12 protein-coding genes and 1 pseudogene are annotated in these 18254 nt (G+C 65.3%); 1 reads left to right on the top strand and 12 read right to left on the bottom strand.

Features of this window, described 5'->3' with window-relative positions; translation table 11 throughout:
- The first annotated feature begins 283 nt into the window (after positions 1-283).
- Complete coding sequence (locus tag D1Y85_RS26460; RefSeq protein ID WP_124154032.1) at positions 284-1312, top strand: phosphotransferase family protein; 1029 nt, start codon at positions 284-286, stop codon at positions 1310-1312.
- A 77-nt stretch (positions 1313-1389) separates the two neighbouring features.
- Here D1Y85_RS26460 and D1Y85_RS26455 read toward each other — a convergent pair whose 3' ends face one another.
- From D1Y85_RS26455 to D1Y85_RS26400, 12 genes and pseudogenes are all read right to left on the bottom strand, one after another.
- On the bottom strand, positions 1390-2178 hold the full coding sequence (locus D1Y85_RS26455; protein ID WP_124154031.1) for an SDR family NAD(P)-dependent oxidoreductase: 789 nt from the start codon (positions 2176-2178) through the stop codon (positions 1390-1392).
- Between the two features lie 53 nt (positions 2179-2231).
- Positions 2232-3281: an acyl-CoA dehydrogenase family protein gene (locus D1Y85_RS26450; protein WP_124154030.1), complete on the bottom strand. Its 1050-nt coding sequence runs from the start codon at positions 3279-3281 to the stop codon at positions 2232-2234.
- Positions 3278-4465, bottom strand: a complete 1188-nt coding sequence (locus tag D1Y85_RS26445) for an acyl-CoA dehydrogenase family protein (protein ID WP_124154029.1) — start codon at positions 4463-4465, stop codon at positions 3278-3280. The genes D1Y85_RS26450 and D1Y85_RS26445 overlap by 4 nt, the downstream gene beginning before the upstream one ends.
- Before the next feature lie 14 nt (positions 4466-4479).
- Positions 4480-5787: an FAS1-like dehydratase domain-containing protein gene (locus D1Y85_RS26440; RefSeq protein WP_124154028.1), complete on the bottom strand. Its 1308-nt coding sequence runs from the start codon at positions 5785-5787 to the stop codon at positions 4480-4482.
- Positions 5788-5824: 37 nt separating this feature from the next.
- On the bottom strand, positions 5825-7339 hold the full coding sequence (locus D1Y85_RS26435) for a class I adenylate-forming enzyme family protein (protein ID WP_185219136.1): 1515 nt from the start codon (positions 7337-7339) through the stop codon (positions 5825-5827).
- Between the two features lie 180 nt (positions 7340-7519).
- The gene (locus D1Y85_RS26430) at positions 7520-8320 is read right to left on the bottom strand and encodes a tyrosine-protein phosphatase (protein WP_124154026.1); all 801 of its coding nucleotides are present in this window, start codon (positions 8318-8320) and stop codon (positions 7520-7522) included.
- Position 8321: 1 nt separating this feature from the next.
- Complete coding sequence (locus tag D1Y85_RS26425; protein ID WP_124154025.1) at positions 8322-11831, bottom strand: pyruvate carboxylase; 3510 nt, start codon at positions 11829-11831, stop codon at positions 8322-8324.
- A gap of 143 nt (positions 11832-11974) precedes the next feature.
- Complete coding sequence (locus D1Y85_RS26420; protein WP_124154024.1) at positions 11975-12802, bottom strand: enoyl-CoA hydratase; 828 nt, start codon at positions 12800-12802, stop codon at positions 11975-11977.
- On the bottom strand, positions 12802-14007 hold the full coding sequence (locus D1Y85_RS26415) for an acyl-CoA dehydrogenase family protein (protein WP_124154023.1): 1206 nt from the start codon (positions 14005-14007) through the stop codon (positions 12802-12804). Before D1Y85_RS26415 ends, D1Y85_RS26420 begins: the two co-directional genes overlap by 1 nt.
- A 28-nt stretch (positions 14008-14035) precedes the next feature.
- Positions 14036-15166, bottom strand: coding sequence for an acyl-CoA dehydrogenase family protein (locus D1Y85_RS26410; protein WP_124154022.1), 1131 nt, complete (start codon positions 15164-15166; stop codon positions 14036-14038).
- A 166-nt stretch (positions 15167-15332) separates the two neighbouring features.
- Entirely contained in the window at positions 15333-18041 is a 2709-nt protein-coding gene (locus D1Y85_RS26405) for a winged helix-turn-helix domain-containing protein (protein ID WP_124154021.1), read from the bottom strand.
- A gap of 22 nt (positions 18042-18063) precedes the next feature.
- Positions 18064-18254: pseudogene (locus tag D1Y85_RS26400) on the bottom strand (nitronate monooxygenase); the annotation flags it as partial.

The following is an 18254-nucleotide window of genomic DNA, read 5'->3' as shown; positions in this document are numbered from 1 at the left end:
GACCCACTGCATGCCACCCTGCACGATGGGGTAGCGGGTGCCCAGCAGTTCAGTGACGCGGGTCTTCATGGTCAGCGGTGTTGTCATAAATTTGCCCCTCTATTTCGGGTCAGTGAAAGTTGTGACTGGCGAGCGCGGAAGGCACAAACCGAACCGCAACTCCTCACTGGAAGGTATATTAATCATTATAATGATATATTGGAATAGGGGAGTCTGATGTCCTTGCGATGAAGCAGAACATCGCCTCGTTCCATCGCACGATGATTCCTGGAGACACAGCCGGATGGCCGACACTTCTCACTTGACGAGCTTCGAGTTCGAACCCTCACGCCTGCGCCAGTGGCTGCAGGCAAAACTGCCCGATATCCGGGGCGAAATGCGCCTGACGCGGATCGGCGGCGGCCAGTCGAACCCGACCTTTTTCGTCGACTTCGACGAGCAGTCGCTGGTCTTGCGCAAGCAGCCGCCGGGGCAGCTTCTGCCTTCTGCGCACGCCGTCGATCGCGAGTTCCGTATCCAGCGCGCGCTTGCCGGCACGGCCGTGCCGGTGCCCGAGATGCTGGTGTTCTGCGACGATCGCGAGGTGGTCGGCACGCCTTTCTATGTGATGCGCCGCCTGCATGGCCGGGTGTTCCCGCATTACGCGCTGCCTGAAGTGCCGCCCGCCGAACGGCGCGCCTGTTTTGACGCCATGGCGGATACGCTGGCAGCCCTGCACGCGGTGGACTGGCAATCAGTCGGCCTCGAAGACTACGGCAAGCCCGGCAACTTCTTCGAACGGCAGGTGGCGCGCTGGACGCGTCAGTGGCACGCGTCGAAGACGGGCGAAAGCGCGGACATCGACCGCCTGATCGAATGGCTGCCGCGGCACGTTCCGGCGGATCAGTCGACCAGCATCGTTCATGGCGACTTCCGCTTCGGCAATCTGATGTTTCACCCGACCGAGCCGAGAGTGATCGCGGTGCTGGATTGGGAACTGTCGACGTTAGGTCACCCGCTGGCGGATGTCGGCTATTGCAGCATGGCGTGGTCCATGCGCCCGCATGAATTCGACGGCTTGCGCGAACTGGATTTGCCGGCACTAGGCCTGCCTGCGCGGGACGAATTCGTCGCGCGCTATATGAGCCGCTGCGGGCGGGCGCAGGAGCTCGAGGCATTCCACGTGGCGTTCTCGATGTTCCGGTTCGCAGTCATTCTGGAGGGAGTGGCCGCACGTGCGAGAGCGGGCAATGCCGCGTCCGCCGATGCGGCCGACGTCGGGGCGCAGGCCGTGGCGTTTGCACGCGAAGCGGCAGCGTTGACGCGCATCTGAAGCGCGATATTCCGACTCGCTCGCGCGGCGTGCTATGCGCGCGAGCGAGTCGGTTTAGCTGGCCGATGCGGGTCTGCTCACAGCGAACTGGTCAGGTGCCCGCCATCGACCGGTAAAGCCGCACCAGTGATGTGGCGGCCGGCATCCGAGCACAGCAGCAGAAGTGGCCCGTCGAGATCGCTCGGCGAGCCGAAGCGGCGGGTGGGTACGCGCTGGCGCAGTCGTTCGCCCGCTTCGCTGCCGAGGAATTCGCGGTTCAGATCGGTTGCGATATAGCCCGGCAACAGCGCATTGCAGCGGATGTTGTAGCGCGCCCACTCCAGCGCCATCGTGCGGGTGAGCTGGATCAGCCCCGCCTTGGACGCGCTGTACGGACCCACGCCAGCGGCCACCCGTTCACCGAGGATCGAGGCGACGTTGACGATGACCCCGCCGCGTTTCGCCGCGACCATCGCGCGGGCGGCGGCGGTCGCGACGAGCCAGCCGCCGCGCAGGTTGGTATCCATGATGCGATCCCATTCGTCGGGCTGCTGGTCGAGCAGAGGCCGCGTATTGGTCACGCCCGCGTTGTTCACGACGATGTCGAGCGGGGCGCCGATCCGCGCGTGCAGCGCCTGCAACGCGTGTTCTACCTGGGCGGCGTCCTGCACATCAAGGGCCAGCGAATCGGCCTGATGGCCCGCGGCGCGCAGCGCCTGTACTTCCGCGTCCAGCTTGTCGGTGTTGCGAGCGGCGAGATGCACCGTGGCGCCCGCGCGCGCCAGCGTGCCCGCCATATGCAGACCCAGGCCGCCGGATGCGCCGGTCACAAGGGCATGAAGGCCCGTCAGGCTGAAGTCGGGCGCATCGCGCGAATCGTTCGGCATGCGAATAGTCTCCGTTGGTTCTTTGTTCGGCCTTGCGTCGCCGATCGTTCTCGTTACCAGCCTGCCAGATCGGCGGCGCGCGCCCGATGGTACACGGGCGATCCCATCCACGCGTGATCGAACATCGCGCGCCGCAGGAAAATGTGGACATCCAGCTCCCACGTGTAACCCATGCCGCCATGAATCTCCACGCAGCGGCGTGCAGCGCTCACATACAGGTCGGCGAGATGCGCCTTGGCCAGCGCGGCCATGTGGGCGGCTTCATGGCGCTCGCGGTGATCGAACGCGTGCGCGGCGTACCAGTACAGGCCACGCGCCGGCTCGACCGCGACGACCATGTCGGCCAGTTGGTGCTTGATCGCCTGGAACTTGCCGATGGGCTGGCCGAACTGCTCGCGTTCCTTCGCATACGCCACTGCCATCTCGTGACAGCGCGTCGCGCCGCCGAAAGCATCGGCTGCCAGCAGAATCAGCGCGGCGTCGCGCAGACGGTCGGCGTGTGCGGCGGCGCCCGGCAGGGGTTCGAGGGGGGTGTCGTCCAGCGTGACGACACCAAGGCGCCGAGTGCGGTCCGTCGACGCCCGTGGGGTCACGCTGACGCCGTGAGCGCCGCGCTCCACCAACGCCAGTTCACCGCCCTGCAGGCCGAGCACGAACAGCTGCGCGTGCGGCGCGCCCGGCACGGTCCATGGCGCCGCGTTCTGGCCGTTCTCGTTGCCTGCGAAGTCGACGGCGGCAATCACGCTGCCGTCGAGCAGAACCGGCAGCCAACGCGCACGTTGTGCGTCACTGCCAGCCCATGCAATGGCCAGCGTCGCCAATACGTGGCCGATAAAGGGCACGGGCGCGGCGCGGCTGCCGAGCGTCTCGGCAATTAACGCCAGATCGATCATTTCCAGACCGAGGCCGCCTTGTTCTTCAGGCAGATTGATGCCGATGACACCGAGTTCGGCGAGGCCGGACCATAGTTTGGCGTCGTGGCCGCAGTGCTCGCTTTCGTCGTCGAAGATCTTGTGCAAGGCGACGGTATCGAGACTCTCGTCGAGATAGCGCTCGACCGCGCGCTGCATCTCGTGCTGTTCGGAGCTGAGCAGGAAATTCATTCGTTGGCTCCCGCGTTGTCGCGCGGCAGGCTGAGGCCGCGCTCGGCGATCAGGTTGCGCTGGATATTCGAAGTGCCGCCGGCGATCGCCATACCGAGCGAACCGAAGAATTGCCCGCTCCACCGTTCGTTGCCGACCGGCCCGTTCGCCGGGTCGGGGGAGAGCAGCAGATCGTCGCCCATCAGATCGCGTGCGATCGCGGCGATTTCGGCAGCGATGTTGGAGGCTGTGATCTTGTTGAGCATGGGCGCGATGCCGGGGTTTTCGCCGTGCGACATCATCGAGAGTTGACGGTAGCCCGAATAGCGTGCCGCCAGCACCATGCCTTGCAGCACGGCAAGCCGCTCGCGGATGAGTGGATGCTGGAGCGCTGGCTGACCGAGGTAGGTGCTGCGGCGCGCCAGATCGACGAGCTTCTCGAACAGCGCCACCGACGCTTCAGCGTTGCCCATGAAGCCCGCCCGCTCGTGGCCGAGCGTGGTCTTCGACACCGCCCAGCCGTCGCCGCGCGCGCCGACGATCCAGTCTGCGGGCGTGCGTGCGTTGTCGAAGAACACTTCGCAGAACTCGCTTTCGCCGGTGATCTGCTTCATCGGACGCACGGTTACGCCCGGCTGCTTGACGTCGACCAGCAGATAGGAAATGCCTTTGTGCTTCGGTGCGTCCGGTTCGGTGCGGCACAGCACGAACATGTATCGAGCCTTGTGCGCGAGCGAACTCCAGGTCTTCTGTCCGTTGATGACCCACTCGCCGTTGACCAGCTCGGCGCGCGTGCGCAGGCTGGCGAGGTCGCTGCCCGCGCCGGGTTCGCTATAGCCTTGCGCCCAGATGACTTCGCCGGACATCGTGGGCGGAATGAAGCGCGCTTTCTGTTCCGGCGTGCCGCGTTCCAGCAAGGTCGGCACGACCATCGAGATACCCACGCCGCTCAACTCGCCCGGCGCTTTGGCGCGTGCGAACGCCTCGCGCACGATTTGCCCCTTGAGGACATCGGGCGCCTGCTCCGAGCCGCCGTACTCGCGCGGAATGCCGCGATACAGATAACCGGCATCGATCGCCTTGCGGCGGAACGCCTTGATTTCGTCCGGGGTCGGCTTCGTCGAGCCGGGCGTCCAGTTCGCCTTCAGAAAGGCCTGTACCTCGGCGCGAAAGCGCTGGTGCTCTTCGCTATAGCTCAGATCCATGATGCTGTTTCCCTTCAGCCGCGCCGCTTCTGCGCGAGCAGTTCCCAATGGCGCGCCATCATCTTCGCGGCGCGGCGCTTGAGGTCATCGCTCGGCTCGGGCAACAGCAGCACGCCGTCGTGATCGGGCAGCGCCACGGTGGCCTCGCAGCGCACGGTTTCCTCGCCGCGCTGGTTGGTCATCGTGACCTTGAGGTCGACCAGCTTGCGGCCGTTCTCCTCACGCTTGCCGACGACTTCACCGGAGATGAACTGGGTGTCGCCCATGTAGTTGAACTTGCGGATTTCGTCGTACTGGCGCACGACCCAGCCGTCGTCGCCGGCCCAGTCGGTCAGATAGCGGAACAGGTAGTTTTCGCGCATGACGCCGTAGTCGTAGGCCATCGGGTTGCCGATGGCCTGGGCCCACGCGCTGTCCCAGTGCAGGCGCTGTGCAACGTCGGGGATGCCGTTGGCGTCCTTCACGTAGAACGGTGCGATGCGGTTGCGGTTCTTGTGCCAGAGCCGGCCGCTGCGCAGACCGTAGGGCACCCAGCCGTAGCCTGCGCCGTGGAAGTTGACCACGTCGGTCACCGTGAGCGGACCGGACGCGCCGGGCGTCATCGCTTCGCCAACCTGAACATCGGACCAGTAACGCTTCTGCGCGCCACGGGCCTCTTCCTGCGCATAGACGGCGTCGATCTTCGCGATGTCTTCATCGGTGTATTTCGCCGGCTCGATGGCCGCGTACTTGCCCTTCTCGCGCGCAGTCTTGCGCTCGGTCAGGATCGACCGGTAGCGGTAGGTCGACACGACTTCGCCGCGCTGGTTCACCTTGACGTCGGTGTGAAAACGCGTGACCTTGCGGCCGGCGAATTCGCTCGGCGTGACTTCGATGCCGTCCTCGCCACCGAAGCTGTAAAGCGTGTCGCCCGGAAAAATCGGTCGGTAGAAGGTCCACTCGCCGCCCGAGATGAATACGTGGATACCCCGGAACAGGCTCTTGGTGTTCGCCTTGTACTCGGCCGTCGGCGGATCGCCGAGCAGCGGGCGGTTGATGATGCCGGCCATCATCGACGGCGCGATCACCGAGCCCCAGCGGGTACCCGCTGCGTAGTCGGGGTCGCAGAAGAGCGGGTTGTCGCTGCCGCACGCGTACGCGAAAGACCGGATGTTATCGATGTTCGCGGTGCCGATCTGCTCCTGGTCGCGCGCGGCGAGATCGATGTTGAGAATCTTGTTGGCGCGCTCGATGTCGTGGTCGGTCAGCTCGTAGTTGGTGGCTTTCTTGAACTCTTCGCTAATGCCTTCGGCAGATTTTTTCTCGACGTTGGTAGTGGACATCCGTGTCTCCGGTACGGGTAAGAAAAGCTGCCTCGGCTCAGGCCAATTCGGCGGCCAGCAACTGACGGACTTCGTGTTGACTGACTTTGAGGGACGGCGTGCGGGGCAACGCAGGGACGATGCGCAAGCAGGTCGGCACCTGATAGGCCACCACCTTGTCGCGCAAGAACTGCGTCAGCTCGGCTTCGCTGACGGCGCTCGCGCCTTCGCGCAACTCTACTGCGGCAGCCGGCACGGCGCCGAGACGCTTATCCGGCAGCCCGACGACACAGGCCTCCTGAACAGCCGGGTGCTCGCGCAGGAGCGCTTCGATATCGCGCGGCAGCACCTTGAAGCCGCCGCGAATAATGGCGTCGTCGACGCGGCCGCGAATGTAGAGAAAGCCGTCGCTGTCGAGTTCTGCCAGATCGGTCGTGCGGACCCAGCCTTTCGTTTCGCTTTGCAGCGAACGGATCTCCAGGACGCCTTTCGTACCCACCGGCTGAGGCTCGCCGGTTTCGCCATCGACGACGCGCAACTCGATTCCGGGCTGCGCGCGGCCGACCGAACCGACCTTGAGCTTGTCGAACTGACGATAGTCGTCAAGCGACCAACCCGCGACGGCCCCGGCGAATTCGGTCGCGCCATAGACGTCGAGCACCGGCACCTTGAAGGTCGACTCGAACTGGCTCTTGAGTTCCGGCAGCAGCGGCGCGCTGCCGGCACGCACCGCGATCACGCTGGAGAAGAGTTCGGGGTCTACTGCGGCGTCCAGCAACATGCGTATTGCCGATGGCGGGAGCGAAATCGCCTTCGGCCTATGCGCCTTCAGCACGCGGCAATATTCGGCTACGCTGAACTTCTCCAGCAGCGCGATCGGGCGCCCTGCGAGCACCGCATCGAGTGAGAAATAAAGCCCGCCAATATGAACGAGCGGCGTAGCCAGAATCGCCGGGGTACGTGCCGCGCGAGTACCGGAGCTAGGGCGGTTCGATTCGTAGGCCGCCGCCCGTGCAAACGACTGCTCGAGCTGCTTGTAGGGCAGTTTGATGCGCTTGGCCGGACCGGTGGTGCCGCTGCTGAGCATCAGCACGGCGGTTCCATTCAGCGGCTCGTGGAAAGGGCCTGTGCCCGGTTTGTCCAGGCCATCGAGTGCGCTGACCTGGGGCTCGGGCTTGAGGCTGACCTGCACCGCCATTGCGCCGGTTTCGCGGGCGACTTCGCGCAGCTGCGCGAGCGCCCAGTCCTGCTCGACCGCCACGATTGCCGCACAGCGCAACTGGCGTAAATCGGCGGCGATCTTCTCGGCGCCCTGAAACGGGTTGACCGTGACGACGCACCGCTCGGTCTTGAGTACTTGCAGGGCCGCCGCGACCATGGCCGGCGCGTTGCGCATCAGCATGGCAACTGGCGTCGCCTTGCCGAGGTTCGCGCCGGCAAGCAATGCTTCCAGTCCGCTCATCACCTTGGCGAGTTGACCCCAGGTGAACCACTCGCCCTCGAATTCGATGGCCAGGGCTTCCGGCGCTGACGTCGCGGCTTGCTCTATCCCTTGGGCCAGGGTTTGACTCATTGCGTCTCCTTGAGGCTGCCGCACCACGCATTGGGTGCAGTTAGACATTAATGATGCAAATCATATCAATTGTATATATGATTGGTCAATGGGCGGAGATGATATGAAAACGCTCGGATGCGGCTCATGCGGCGGCTGCGCTACGGACTGGGAATGTCGGATTCGGCGTCTTCGATGCACTCACGCGGCGAGCATGGCCGCCTGCAGATGTTCGCGGCGTGCCGGCGTCAGCCCACAGACTTGCTGCAGCCAGGTATCCGTGCCACCGTGTTCGAGCGTCAGCGCGTCGAACGCGGCGCATAGGTACTCGGGCTCCACGGTCAGGATAGGCAACGCGGCCTGTGCTGGCAGTCGCAATCCTGTGCCGCTCTCGAACAGCGCCTGTATTCCGGGAATCCGCGGGTCAGCGGTGCCCAAAGGAGAGCGCGATAGCAAGTAGTCCTCCATGATGTCATCCATCGACACACCCAGTGCATGCAACACGAGCGCCACCGCAAAACCCGTACGGTCCTTGCCGGCGGCGCAGTGCAGTAACATCGGTGTGCCACTCTCTATCGCGGTATCGAACAGCTGGTGGAGGCGCGGCGCGAAAGCGGCGGGGAAGCGCCGATAGATCTCCAGCATCATGCGGTGCGCGCTTGCCGCGTCGGGCTTTGCGGCGAGCATGTTCATCAGTGCCGGATCGCTGCGGATATCGTTGCGAACGTCGAAAGGGAGAATCCGCACCTGCTGACCCGTCGGCGGCGTTGTGGGTGAATACGAAGTCTCCTGCTGACCGCGCAGGTCGCAGATCGTCCGCAAGCCATGACGGGCTAACTCGCTCCACCCATCAGGACCGAGCCTGTGCAGTCCAGCGCTACGGTAGAGCACGTTTGCCGCCACGCGACGGCCGTCAGCCCCATGCAAGCCGGCGAGGTTGCGGAAGTTATGAACGCCGGTCAGCGATGCAAGCGCGGAGGGCGCCGAAAGTTGCTCAGACATGCTAGCCGCGCTCTTTCAGCGTGATCAGCAGGTCCTTCGCCGCGACACGGTCGCCCGGATGCACGTGGACCTCGGCGATCTCGCAGTCGTGTTCCGCGGCGAGGTGCATTTCCATTTTCATGGCTTCCAGTGCGATCAGCGTGCTGCCCGCCGTGACGCGCTGTCCCGCCTGGACCGCCACCGTCACCACCGAGCCCGGCATGGGCGCGGCCACGTGCAGCGGGTTCGACGGCTCGGCCACCGGGCGGCTGCGGCGCGTGGGTCCGGCTTGCGCGGTGCTACGCTGCTCGATCGACGCGGTCCGCGATTGCCCGTTCAATTCGAACTGCACTTTCACCATGCCTTCGGCCGTGTCCGCGTGCCGGCCCTGCAAACTGACCAGCAGGGTTTTGCCGGCGGCGATATCGATCGCCACTTCTTCCTGGGGCTGCAGGCCGTAGAGGAAGGCCGGTGTCGGCACGACAGACGTATCGCTATAGGCGCGCAGGTGCTGGAAATAGTCAGCGGTCTGCTTCGGGTACATGAGGTACGACGCAAGCTGCCGGTCGTCGAGCTCATGTTCACAAGCGGTCTCGCCTGCAACGCGCGCCGCATCGAGATCGACTGCGGCAATCTGGTCGCCGGGCCGGTAGGGTGCTGGCGGCTCGCCACGAAGCACCTTGCGCGAAAGTTCAGCAGGGAAGCCGTCAGGCGGAAAACCCAGTTCGCCCTTGAACAGCGAAACGACCGATTCGGGAAACGCGATTTCTTTAGCCGGGTTGCTCAGGTCGGCAGCGCTCAGGTCGTTGGCCACCATCATCAGCGCCATGTCGCCGACGACCTTGGAGGTCGGGGTGACCTTGACGATGTCGCCGAACATCCGGTTGACCTCGGCATAGGCGCGCGAGACTTCGGTCCAGCGATGCTCGATGCCGAGCGAGCGCGCCTGCTCGCGCAGATTGGTGTACTGGCCGCCGGGCATTTCGTGACGATAGACGTCGGCGGTGCCGGCACGTATCTCCGATTCGAACGGCGCGTAGTAGCGGCGCACGCCTTCCCAGTACATCGACGCTTCGTGAAGACGTTCCAGATCGAGTCCTGGATCGCGCTCGCTACCCGCTAGCGCAGCGGCGATGCTCGACAGGTTGGGTTGCGACGTCAGGCCGCTCATCGCATCGAGTGCACCGTCCACCGCATCGCAGCCCGCGGCGATCGCGGCCAGCGCGGACGCGGCCGAAATGCCGCTGGTATCGTGGGTATGAAAGTGCACCGGCAGCCCGGTCTCTTCCTTGAGCGCCTTGACAAGCGCAGCGGCAGCCTGCGGACGGCAGATACCCGCCATGTCCTTGATGCCCAGCACGTGCACGCCGGCGCGCTGCAGTTCACGCGCGATGCCGACGTAATACTTGAGATCGTATTTGGCGCGCGAGCTGTCGAACAGGTCGCCCGTATAGCAGATCGCGCCTTCGCAAAGCGAGCCGCTCTCGCGAACCGCGTCGATTGCCACGCGCATATTGCGTACCCAGTTCAGCGAGTCGAACACACGGAACAGGTCAACTCCCGCGCTGGCAGCTTGCTGCACGAAAAAGCGCACGACGTTGTCGGCGTAGTTGGTGTAGCCGACCGCATTCGAGCCGCGCAACAGCATTTGAAACAGGATGTTGGGCACGCGTTCGCGCAACTGCGTCAGCCGTTGCCAGGGGTCTTCTTTAAGGAAGCGCAGCGCCACGTCGAAGGTGGCGCCACCCCAGCATTCGAGCGAAAACAGTTGAGGCAGATGGCGCGCGTAAAACGGCGCGATGGGCAACATGTCGGCGGTGCGCATGCGCGTGGCGAACAGCGACTGATGCGCGTCGCGCATCGTCGTGTCGGTTAGCAATACCTGCTTCTGGTCCAGCATCCAGCTCGCGAATTTTTCCGGGCCCAGCTCGCGCAGGCGATCACGCGTGCCGGGCGGCACTGGGGCGGTGCCATGGAGCGGCGGCAGCAGTGGTTTGGGCAGCGGCAACTGCGGTAGCGCTCGACCGCTCAATTCCGCATGCCCGTTGACGCTCACCTCGCCCAGATAGCTCAACAGTTTGGTGGCGCGATCGCGCCGCTTCGCAAAAGCGAGCAGTTCAGGGGTGAGATCGATGAAGCGGGTCGTGAGATCGCCGCGGGCAAAGGCCGGGTGATTGATGACGTTTTCGAGGAACTGCAGATTCGACGCCACGCCGCGGATGCGGAACTCGCGTAGCGCGCGGTCCATGCGCCGGATCGACTCGGCGGCCGTCGGCGCCCAGGTGGTGACTTTGACCAGCAGCGAGTCGTAATACGGGGTGATCACCGCGCCGCCATAGGCTGTCCCGGCGTCCAGACGCACGCCGAAGCCGGCCGCACTGCGGTATGCGGTGAGCCGTCCATAGTCGGGCAGGAAGCCGTTTTCCGGGTCTTCGGTGGTGATCCGGCATTGCAGCGCATGGCCGTTGAGCGGGATGTCGGTCTGTGCCGGCACCCCCGTCGCACGTGTGACGACACCGCCGCGCTCGTCGACCGCGTCTTCGATCATCCCGATCCTGCCGCCTTCCGTAATGCGGATCTGCGCCTTGACAATGTCGACGCCGGTGATCATTTCGGTGACCGTGTGCTCCACCTGAATGCGGGGGTTCACTTCGATGAAATAGAACTGGCCCGTGTCGGCATCCATCAGGAATTCCACGGTGCCGGCGTGGCTGTAGCCGACCGCGCGCATCAATCGGAGTGCGGCTTCGCACAGGGTCTCGCGAGCGGCGGAGTCCAGATAAGGGGCGGGCGCGCGCTCGATCACTTTCTGGTTGCGCCGTTGCACCGTGCAGTCGCGCTCGTACAGGTGCACCAGCGTGCCATGCGTATCGCCCAGCACCTGGACCTCGACGTGGCGTGCATTGCGCACCAGCTTCTCGACATACACTTCGTCGTTGCCGAACGCTGCGAGCGCTTCCCGGCGCGCCGCGCCGAGCGCGCTCTCGAGGTCCTGTTCGCTTTCGAGGACGCGCATGCCGCGTCCGCCGCCGCCCCAGCTCGCCTTGAGCATCAGCGGATAACCGACCCCGGCCGCGAGCCGTCGGCACGCCTCAAGATCTTCAGGCAGCGGCGCGGTGGCGGGCATCACGGGTACGCCGGCGGCAATCGCTGCATTGCGGGCTGCAACCTTGTTGCCCAAGGTGCGCATGACCTCGGGGGAGGGCCCGATCCAGCGGATGCCGGCGTCGATGACGGCCTGCGCGAAATCCGGATTTTCGGACAGAAAGCCATACCCGGGATGAATCGCGTCGACCTTGGCCTGCCGGGCAATGCGCAGGATATCGTCGATGTCGAGGTAGGCCGCGAGCGGTTTCTTGCCGTCGCCGACCAGGTAGCTTTCGTCAGCCTTGAAACGATGCAGGGCGAGACGGTCTTCCTTCGAATAGATCGCCACGGTACGGATGTTCATCTCGGCAGCGGCGCGCATCACCCGGATGGCGATCTCCGAGCGGTTGGCAATCAGTAGCGATTCGATGGGGGTATGCGTCATGAGGTGCAAGGTTAGGCTAAGGGAAACGAGAGCGGCCATGCGCCGGGAGGCGAGCATGGCCGGCAGGTTTGGTGGCGCTTACGGCGGTGGGCGCAATTCAGTACGCGAGGCGCGGCCAACCCGCGACATCCGCGGTGCGCGAATCAGCGGCCGCTGAAACGCGGCGGGCGCTTTTCAATGAAGGCGCGAACCGCCTCCTTGTGATCCTCTGTCTGCGAGGTTCGTACCATCGCGGCCGCTTCGAGGTCCAGCAACTCCGCCACGGACGCGCCATCAGCGGCTGCATTGAGTGCGCGCTTCATGTGGCGCAGAGCAATGCTCGGACCCGCCGCCAGTTCGCGTGCCACCGTGAGTGCGCGGGCGTCGAGCGCGTCGTCGTCGACGAGTTCGTTGATCAGGCCGAGCCGCAGCGCCTCGTCGCCGTCAATGCGCCGCGAGCGCATCATCAGCTCGCGTGCGGCCGAGGGCCCGGCGAGTTGCGTCAGAAAGTAAGCACCGCCGAAATCGCCGGAAAAACCGAGCGAGGCAAATGCGGTCTCCAGCTTGAGCGTGCGCGAGGCGATGCGTAGATCCGCCGACAGACCGAGGCCGACGCCCGCGCCCATCATCGCGCCGCGCAGCGCGCTGATAGTGGGCTTGGGCATGGTGTGAAGCAGAGCCGCGCTGTCCATTTGACGGCGCAGCCGCGCAATGCGGTCCTCCGTCGTCAGTTGCGCGGCCTCTTCCTTCGAGATGCCACCGGCCTTGATGTCGCCGCCGGCACAGAAAGCCCGGCCGGCGCCGCGCAGAAACACCGCGCGGACCTTCGGATCATCGGCCAGGGTCTGCAGTGTGCTGTGCAGCGCGTCCATCACCGGGCCGGACAAGGCATTGAGCCGGTCCGGGCGGTTGAGCGTGACAATCGCAAGTTCGTCCTCGCGTTCGCACAGGACCGGTGCTTCTTCGTTCGATGGGGAAAGAGTGGGTTCCATCAGCGTCCCGTGGGGATTTGGTTGAAGGGCAAGTCCTTGTCGACACGCAGATCGGCCGGCAAGCCGAGCACGCGTTCCGCGAGCTGGTTGCGCAGCACTTCATCCGCGCCGCCCGCGATGCGCAGCGCTGCGCCCCAGCAATAGCCGTGCAGCAGCTTGTGCGCTTCGCGCCGCAGTTCGTCGTCCGGGCAGAGTGCCGCGATGCCGTGCAACTCCAGCGCCATGGCCGACAGTTCCTGCAGCATCTTGCCGAGCACCAGCTTGCCCATGGCCGCATCTGCGCCGAGCTGCTTGCCGCGCGAGAGCAGTGTCAGTTGGCGGAAGCGGTAGTTGCGCAATGCCATCTCCTGCGAGACGAGACGTGCCATCGGAACGGTCAACGCCGCCGCGTCGGGGTGAGCGCGAGCGGCCGCGAGCAGATTGCGCGTATCGGGAAGCAGGTGCGATTCGCCCGAGGTCGAGGCACGCTCGTTCATCAGCGTGGTCATTGCGACCTTCCATCCGGCGCCCACGGCATCCATGCGTTGACTGTCGGGGATACGTACGTCGTTGAGGAAGACTTCGCAGAATTCGCTCTCGCCGGAGATCTGACGAATCGGCCGCACCTCGACGCCAGGGGTCTTCATGTCGATCACGAAATACGTGATGCCCTTGTGCTTGGCCACCGACGAATCGGTGCGCGTGATCAGCACGCCCCAATCCGCCGTATGCGCCCACGAATTCCACACTTTCTGGCCCGAGATCACCCACTCGTCGCCATCGCGCACGGCGCGCGTGCGGATGCCGGCGAGATCGGAACCGGCGGCCGGCTCGGAGAACAGTTGGCACCATTGCAGCGAGCCCTCGATGGTCGGACGCACGAAGCGCTCGATCTGTTCGGGCGTGCCGTGCTTCAGCAGCGTGGGCAGGACCAGATTCGTGCCGATGCTGGTAAAGACCCCGATCGGCAGCTCGTAGCGTCCTTCTTCTTCGGCGAAGATGACTTCCTGGATCGGCGTCGCGTCGCGTCCGCCGACAGCCTGCGGCAGGCACAAGGCGCCATAGCCTGCGGATGCCTTGTGTTTCTGCCAGCCGCGTCCGCGCTGGGCAAGTTCGGCAAGCGACAGCGCCTGACTATCGATGCAATATGCGCTGGCGTTCGCAGCCAGCCAGCCGCGCACTTCCGTGCGAAATGCGGCTTCGTCGGGGGTATCGTTGAAATCCATGGTATTCGCTTCGACAGGTCAGGACGGGTCAGGCCGCAAGGGTGGGATCGACGCTCGCATCGAGCAGCCGCTGGCTCCAGGCCGCCGTGCTGCCAAGCTGTACAGCAAGCAGACGGGCGCGGCGCAGGAACAGGTGGCAGTCGGCTTCCCATGTGTAGCCGATCCCGCCGTGCAGATGTAGTGCCTCCTCAGCGGCAAAATTCAGTGCCTCGGTAGCGGAGAGCCGTGCCGCCGCAGCCGCGCGCGGCAACTCTTCGCTGTCGACGTGTGCGGCCCACGCACCGAAGTACGCGTTCGAGCGCGCCAGTTCGTTCTTGACCAGCATGTCGGCCAATCGGTGCTTGACCGCCTGATTGCCAGCAAGCGGGCGGCCGAAGGCATAGCGTTGCAGCGTATAGTCGCGCGCCAGGGTGAGCGCGCTTTCGGCGGTGCCAAGTTGTTCGAACGCGGCGATGATCGCGGCACGGTCGCGCAGTGTGCGCAGCAACGCAGCCAGTTCCGGACCCGCCAGCAGTATTTCGGCCGGGGCATCCCGCAGTTGCAACCGGCCATGCGCACGCAGGAGATCGAAACTCTCTAGCGCGTCGCGCTGTACGCCAGCGGCCGTCGCATCGATCCAGACGAGGGCGGGTCGATTGTCGGAATCCAGAACGGTCACGAGAAGATCGGTCGCGCGCAGCAGGTCGGGCACCACGGCCTTTTCGCCACTCACTTTGCCGGCTTGCAGGCGCGTTTTGGGCAGGCTCCGCTCGAACGTGCCCGGCCAGGATTCTCCCGCCTCGGCGCCCGCCAGCGTCACCACGGCGTCGCCGGCAGCGATGCGCTGCAGCAACTCGTCGCGGCGCGCACCGGCAGGGCAGCGGCCCAGCAATTCGGCGGCCACGCAGACAGTGCTGAAAAATGGCACCGGCGTCAGCGCGCGGCCCAGCTCCTCGGCAAGGACGCACAGTTCAAGCGTGCCAAGGCCGAGCCCGCCATGGGCCTCGTCAATGGCCGCGCCGAGCCAGCCCATTTCGGCAAGCTGGGGCCAGAGTTCCGCGGTAGCGTCGTCATCTGCGTTCATCCATTGACGTACCCTTTCGCGACTGCTCGCGTCGGCCAGAAAGCGCCGCGCCTGATCGCGCAACATGGCTTGTTCGTCGGAGAAATCGAAGTTCACGGAGTGCTTCCTTGTCGTTTGCCGGCCTGCGTTGCAGGCCTGAGACCATGGTCGAAAATTTTACAAAGGGGGATCGCGATGCCATATCGGCGTATCCCGGGGAGGCCGTGGATCATTTCCGTTTCGGCTCGCGGGGCGCCTTGCGTGCGGCGGGTGCTGGCAAGCTTCATTCGAGCCACCCCTTGCGTCGTGCCAGAGCGACGGCCTGAGTCCGGCTCTGTGCACCGAGCTTGGCGCTGATGTTGCGCAGATGCGTGCGCACCGTGCTCGGCGACACCCCGAACTGCCCGGCCATCGCATCGTTGGAAAGGCCTTCGGCGACGCCTTGCAGCACGCGCAATTCCTGAGGCGTCAGATTCCCGGCCTGCGCTTGCCCGGCCACGGCCGGCAGCGGTCCGAATGCCCGTAGCAGGCGACGGGCGTGATCGACGACGAGCGGGTCACGCTGGCGCGCATCGCTTTCCTGCGCGATAAAGCGCTGCACCAGTTCGCCAGCGAGCGGGCCTTCGTCGACTACGAGGCTCACGAAGCCCTCGCGCGTGCACATTTTCAACACGAGGCTGAAGCGGGACAGGGCAGTCGCGAGTTCGCCCTGACGCAGCAGCGCCATCGCTTCGAGCAGGCGCAGCAACAGCACGCGGCGGTAACTGGAAGTGGCGGTCGCCACGGCAATCTGATGCTCGATCTGCGGCACGGTGTCGGTGCCACCCGCTAACACGCCGCGTCGCAGCCGTGACAGCGCCAGCGTTTCCAGATCGTTCGCGAGGTTGCACTCGCGTGCCACGCGCTCCCACAGAGTTGCGTCGTCGGCGCGGGACAGCTCCGTGTCGAATGCGATGAGATCGCCTTGTAGCAGCGACATGCGGGCACGCTCCAGGCGCGCGCCGGCCACGACACGGGCGAGGCCTCGGCGGTGTCCGAGCGCCTCCAGTTCGGCCAGCGTCTGGAGCGCGTGACTGGGATCGCGGCGACTGACCGCGATGCGGGCCAGCATCACGTGCCCGAGAATCATGTGATCGGCGAGGCCCGCATTGCAGACCAGCGGCAGATAGACATGGAGCAGCTGCGCGGCATGGTCGAGCTCGCCGGACTCGTACACCGTCGCGGCGTACAGCAGCCCGGCCCAGGCATTGCCGCCCGCGTATGAGAGCGCTGGCGCGGCGCCGCTCGCCGGGCTGATCGCGAGTCGGAAGCGCGCGGTTGCCTGGCGCAACCGTCCTTCGAGCAGATCGATGATGCCGTCGACGGACTCCGCGTACATCAGGCTGAACGTGCTGGGCTCGCCGCCCAGGGCGCGGCGCCCCGCGTCGAGCAGACGGCGCGCTTCCTGATGGCGGCCGAGCACCGTCGCCGCATTGGCGACCACGTTGACGAGCACCGAGCCGGCGAACGACGCGCCGCCGGACAATCCCGCCAGCAACGGGCAGCCGCATGCGTACGCTTCTTCCTGGCGGTCCTGCATGGACAGCAGCGTTGGCGGTAACGCATCGACGAGTGCGCGCACCACCGGGTCGCTGCAGTTGCCCAGATCGCTGGACTCCAGCCGTTGCATGGTCTCGACCGGACCGGCGGTGAGGCACAGTGCCCACAGGCCGATCGCGTGAAGGCGTGGATGGTCCTGTAATGCGGCATTCGTCAGTTCGCCGAACCAGCGTGCCAGCAGGCGCAGGCGCCCCTCCATCAGCAAGGGCATGGCGTGCTCGTCCAGCAGGCGCAGCGCGCGCTCGAGATCGCCGCCTTCGAGAGCGTGGTCGATAGCCGGCACCGGGCGCTGCTGGGCTTCATACCAGCCTGCGGCGGCGCGATGAAGCTGGTGCACCGACTGAGGCTGTTCGCGCGCCAACTGGTCTCTCAGGAAGCTCGCGAACAGTGCGTGATAGCGATAGCTACCCGGCTCGCCCGCAATCGGCGTAACAAACAGGTTGGCCGCCGCGAGGCGTTCGAGCATGGCCGCGGCGTCGTCGTGCGGCAACAATGCGTGGCAGATTTGCGGATTGAGATGCTTCAGCACACTGGTGCAAAGCAGGAACCGGTGCAGGTCGTCGTCCAGTCCGGCCAGCACGTCTTCGGCGAGGTAATCGGCAAGCGCGAGATTGGACCCAGCGAAGCGCTCGATCAACGCGGCACCGGCATGCGGCCGGTCGAGTGCCAGTGACGCCAGCCACAGCGCGGCGACCCACCCCTCGCTCTTGTCGTGCAGACCGTGCAACAGCTCAACCGATTGTGCGATCGGGCTATCGGAAAAGAACCGCCGGGTCTCCAGGATCGAGAAGCGCAGGTGTTCCGCATCGATCTCGACAAGTTGTCCTCGCATGCGCAGACGCGCTAGCGGCAGGCCGGGGCGCACGCGCGAGCCCAGCACGAGTTGCCCGTGGCGTGGCAGATGGTCGATCAGTTCGTTCAGCAGGCCCAGCACGCCGGGGTCCTGCACGGTTTCGAGGTCGTCGATGAAGAGCGCGAAAGCTGCGGGTAGCGACGCGTATCGCCCGATCAGTTCCAGCGCCCACTCCCCGATCGACGCAGGTCCTGCGCTCCATAAAGGCGGATGAAGCAGCGTCGACTCATGCGCGCATAGTTGTTCGAGCGTGGCCTGTAAGCCGGCGAGGAATCTTGATTGATCGTTATCCTGACCATCGAGCGTCAACCATGCCGTGGCCCGCCCCTGTTCGGTCAGGCGCTCGCGGTATTGGCCCATCGCCGTGCTCTTGCCGAAACCGGCTGGCGCGCAAACGAGCACGAGCCGTGCCCCACCGGAGCACTGGATCTTGTCCAGCAGCGCTTCGCGTGTCACCCGCTGGCTTCCATATGCCGGGGGGTAGAGCTTTGGCGCAAGCGCCGAAGCAGGCAACCGGGCGAGAGGCTGGGCGATGACCATGAGTGTCGGGACGTTGATCGGATCAGCCGAAATAGCTGCTGGCGGCGCCGAGGCGCTGGTGGCATTCGGCGACCATGCGCTCGAGCAGTTCGGCGCAGGTGGGGATGTCGTCGATGAGTCCGACCACCATGCCTGCGGTGATGATGCCGCCTTGCGGATCGCCCGCATCGAGCGCGGCCTTGCCACGGGTGCCTGCCACGAGCGGGCGGATCT

The organism is Paraburkholderia dinghuensis (genome assembly GCF_003837865.1).
Lineage (GTDB): Bacteria > Pseudomonadota > Gammaproteobacteria > Burkholderiales > Burkholderiaceae > Paraburkholderia > Paraburkholderia dinghuensis.
Note: the sequence above shows the minus strand (reverse complement) of the source record. Positions and strands in the feature narration are given on the sequence as shown.

Coding starts and splice junctions, on each gene's coding strand:
- D1Y85_RS26440 (WP_124154028.1), bottom strand. CDS start 5,787: ATGTCCACTACCAACGTCGAGAAAAAATCTGCCGAAGGCATTAGCGAA.
- D1Y85_RS26460 (WP_124154032.1), top strand. CDS start 284: ATGGCCGACACTTCTCACTTGACGAGCTTCGAGTTCGAACCCTCACGC.
- D1Y85_RS26425 (WP_124154025.1), bottom strand. CDS start 11,831: ATGACGCATACCCCCATCGAATCGCTACTGATTGCCAACCGCTCGGAG.
- D1Y85_RS26435 (WP_185219136.1), bottom strand. CDS start 7,339: ATGAGTCAAACCCTGGCCCAAGGGATAGAGCAAGCCGCGACGTCAGCG.
- D1Y85_RS26450 (WP_124154030.1), bottom strand. CDS start 3,281: ATGAATTTCCTGCTCAGCTCCGAACAGCACGAGATGCAGCGCGCGGTC.
- D1Y85_RS26430 (WP_124154026.1), bottom strand. CDS start 8,320: ATGTCTGAGCAACTTTCGGCGCCCTCCGCGCTTGCATCGCTGACCGGC.
- D1Y85_RS26445 (WP_124154029.1), bottom strand. CDS start 4,465: ATGGATCTGAGCTATAGCGAAGAGCACCAGCGCTTTCGCGCCGAGGTA.
- D1Y85_RS26405 (WP_124154021.1), bottom strand. CDS start 18,041: ATGGTCATCGCCCAGCCTCTCGCCCGGTTGCCTGCTTCGGCGCTTGCG.
- D1Y85_RS26455 (WP_124154031.1), bottom strand. CDS start 2,178: ATGCCGAACGATTCGCGCGATGCGCCCGACTTCAGCCTGACGGGCCTT.
- D1Y85_RS26420 (WP_124154024.1), bottom strand. CDS start 12,802: ATGGAACCCACTCTTTCCCCATCGAACGAAGAAGCACCGGTCCTGTGC.
- D1Y85_RS26415 (WP_124154023.1), bottom strand. CDS start 14,007: ATGGATTTCAACGATACCCCCGACGAAGCCGCATTTCGCACGGAAGTG.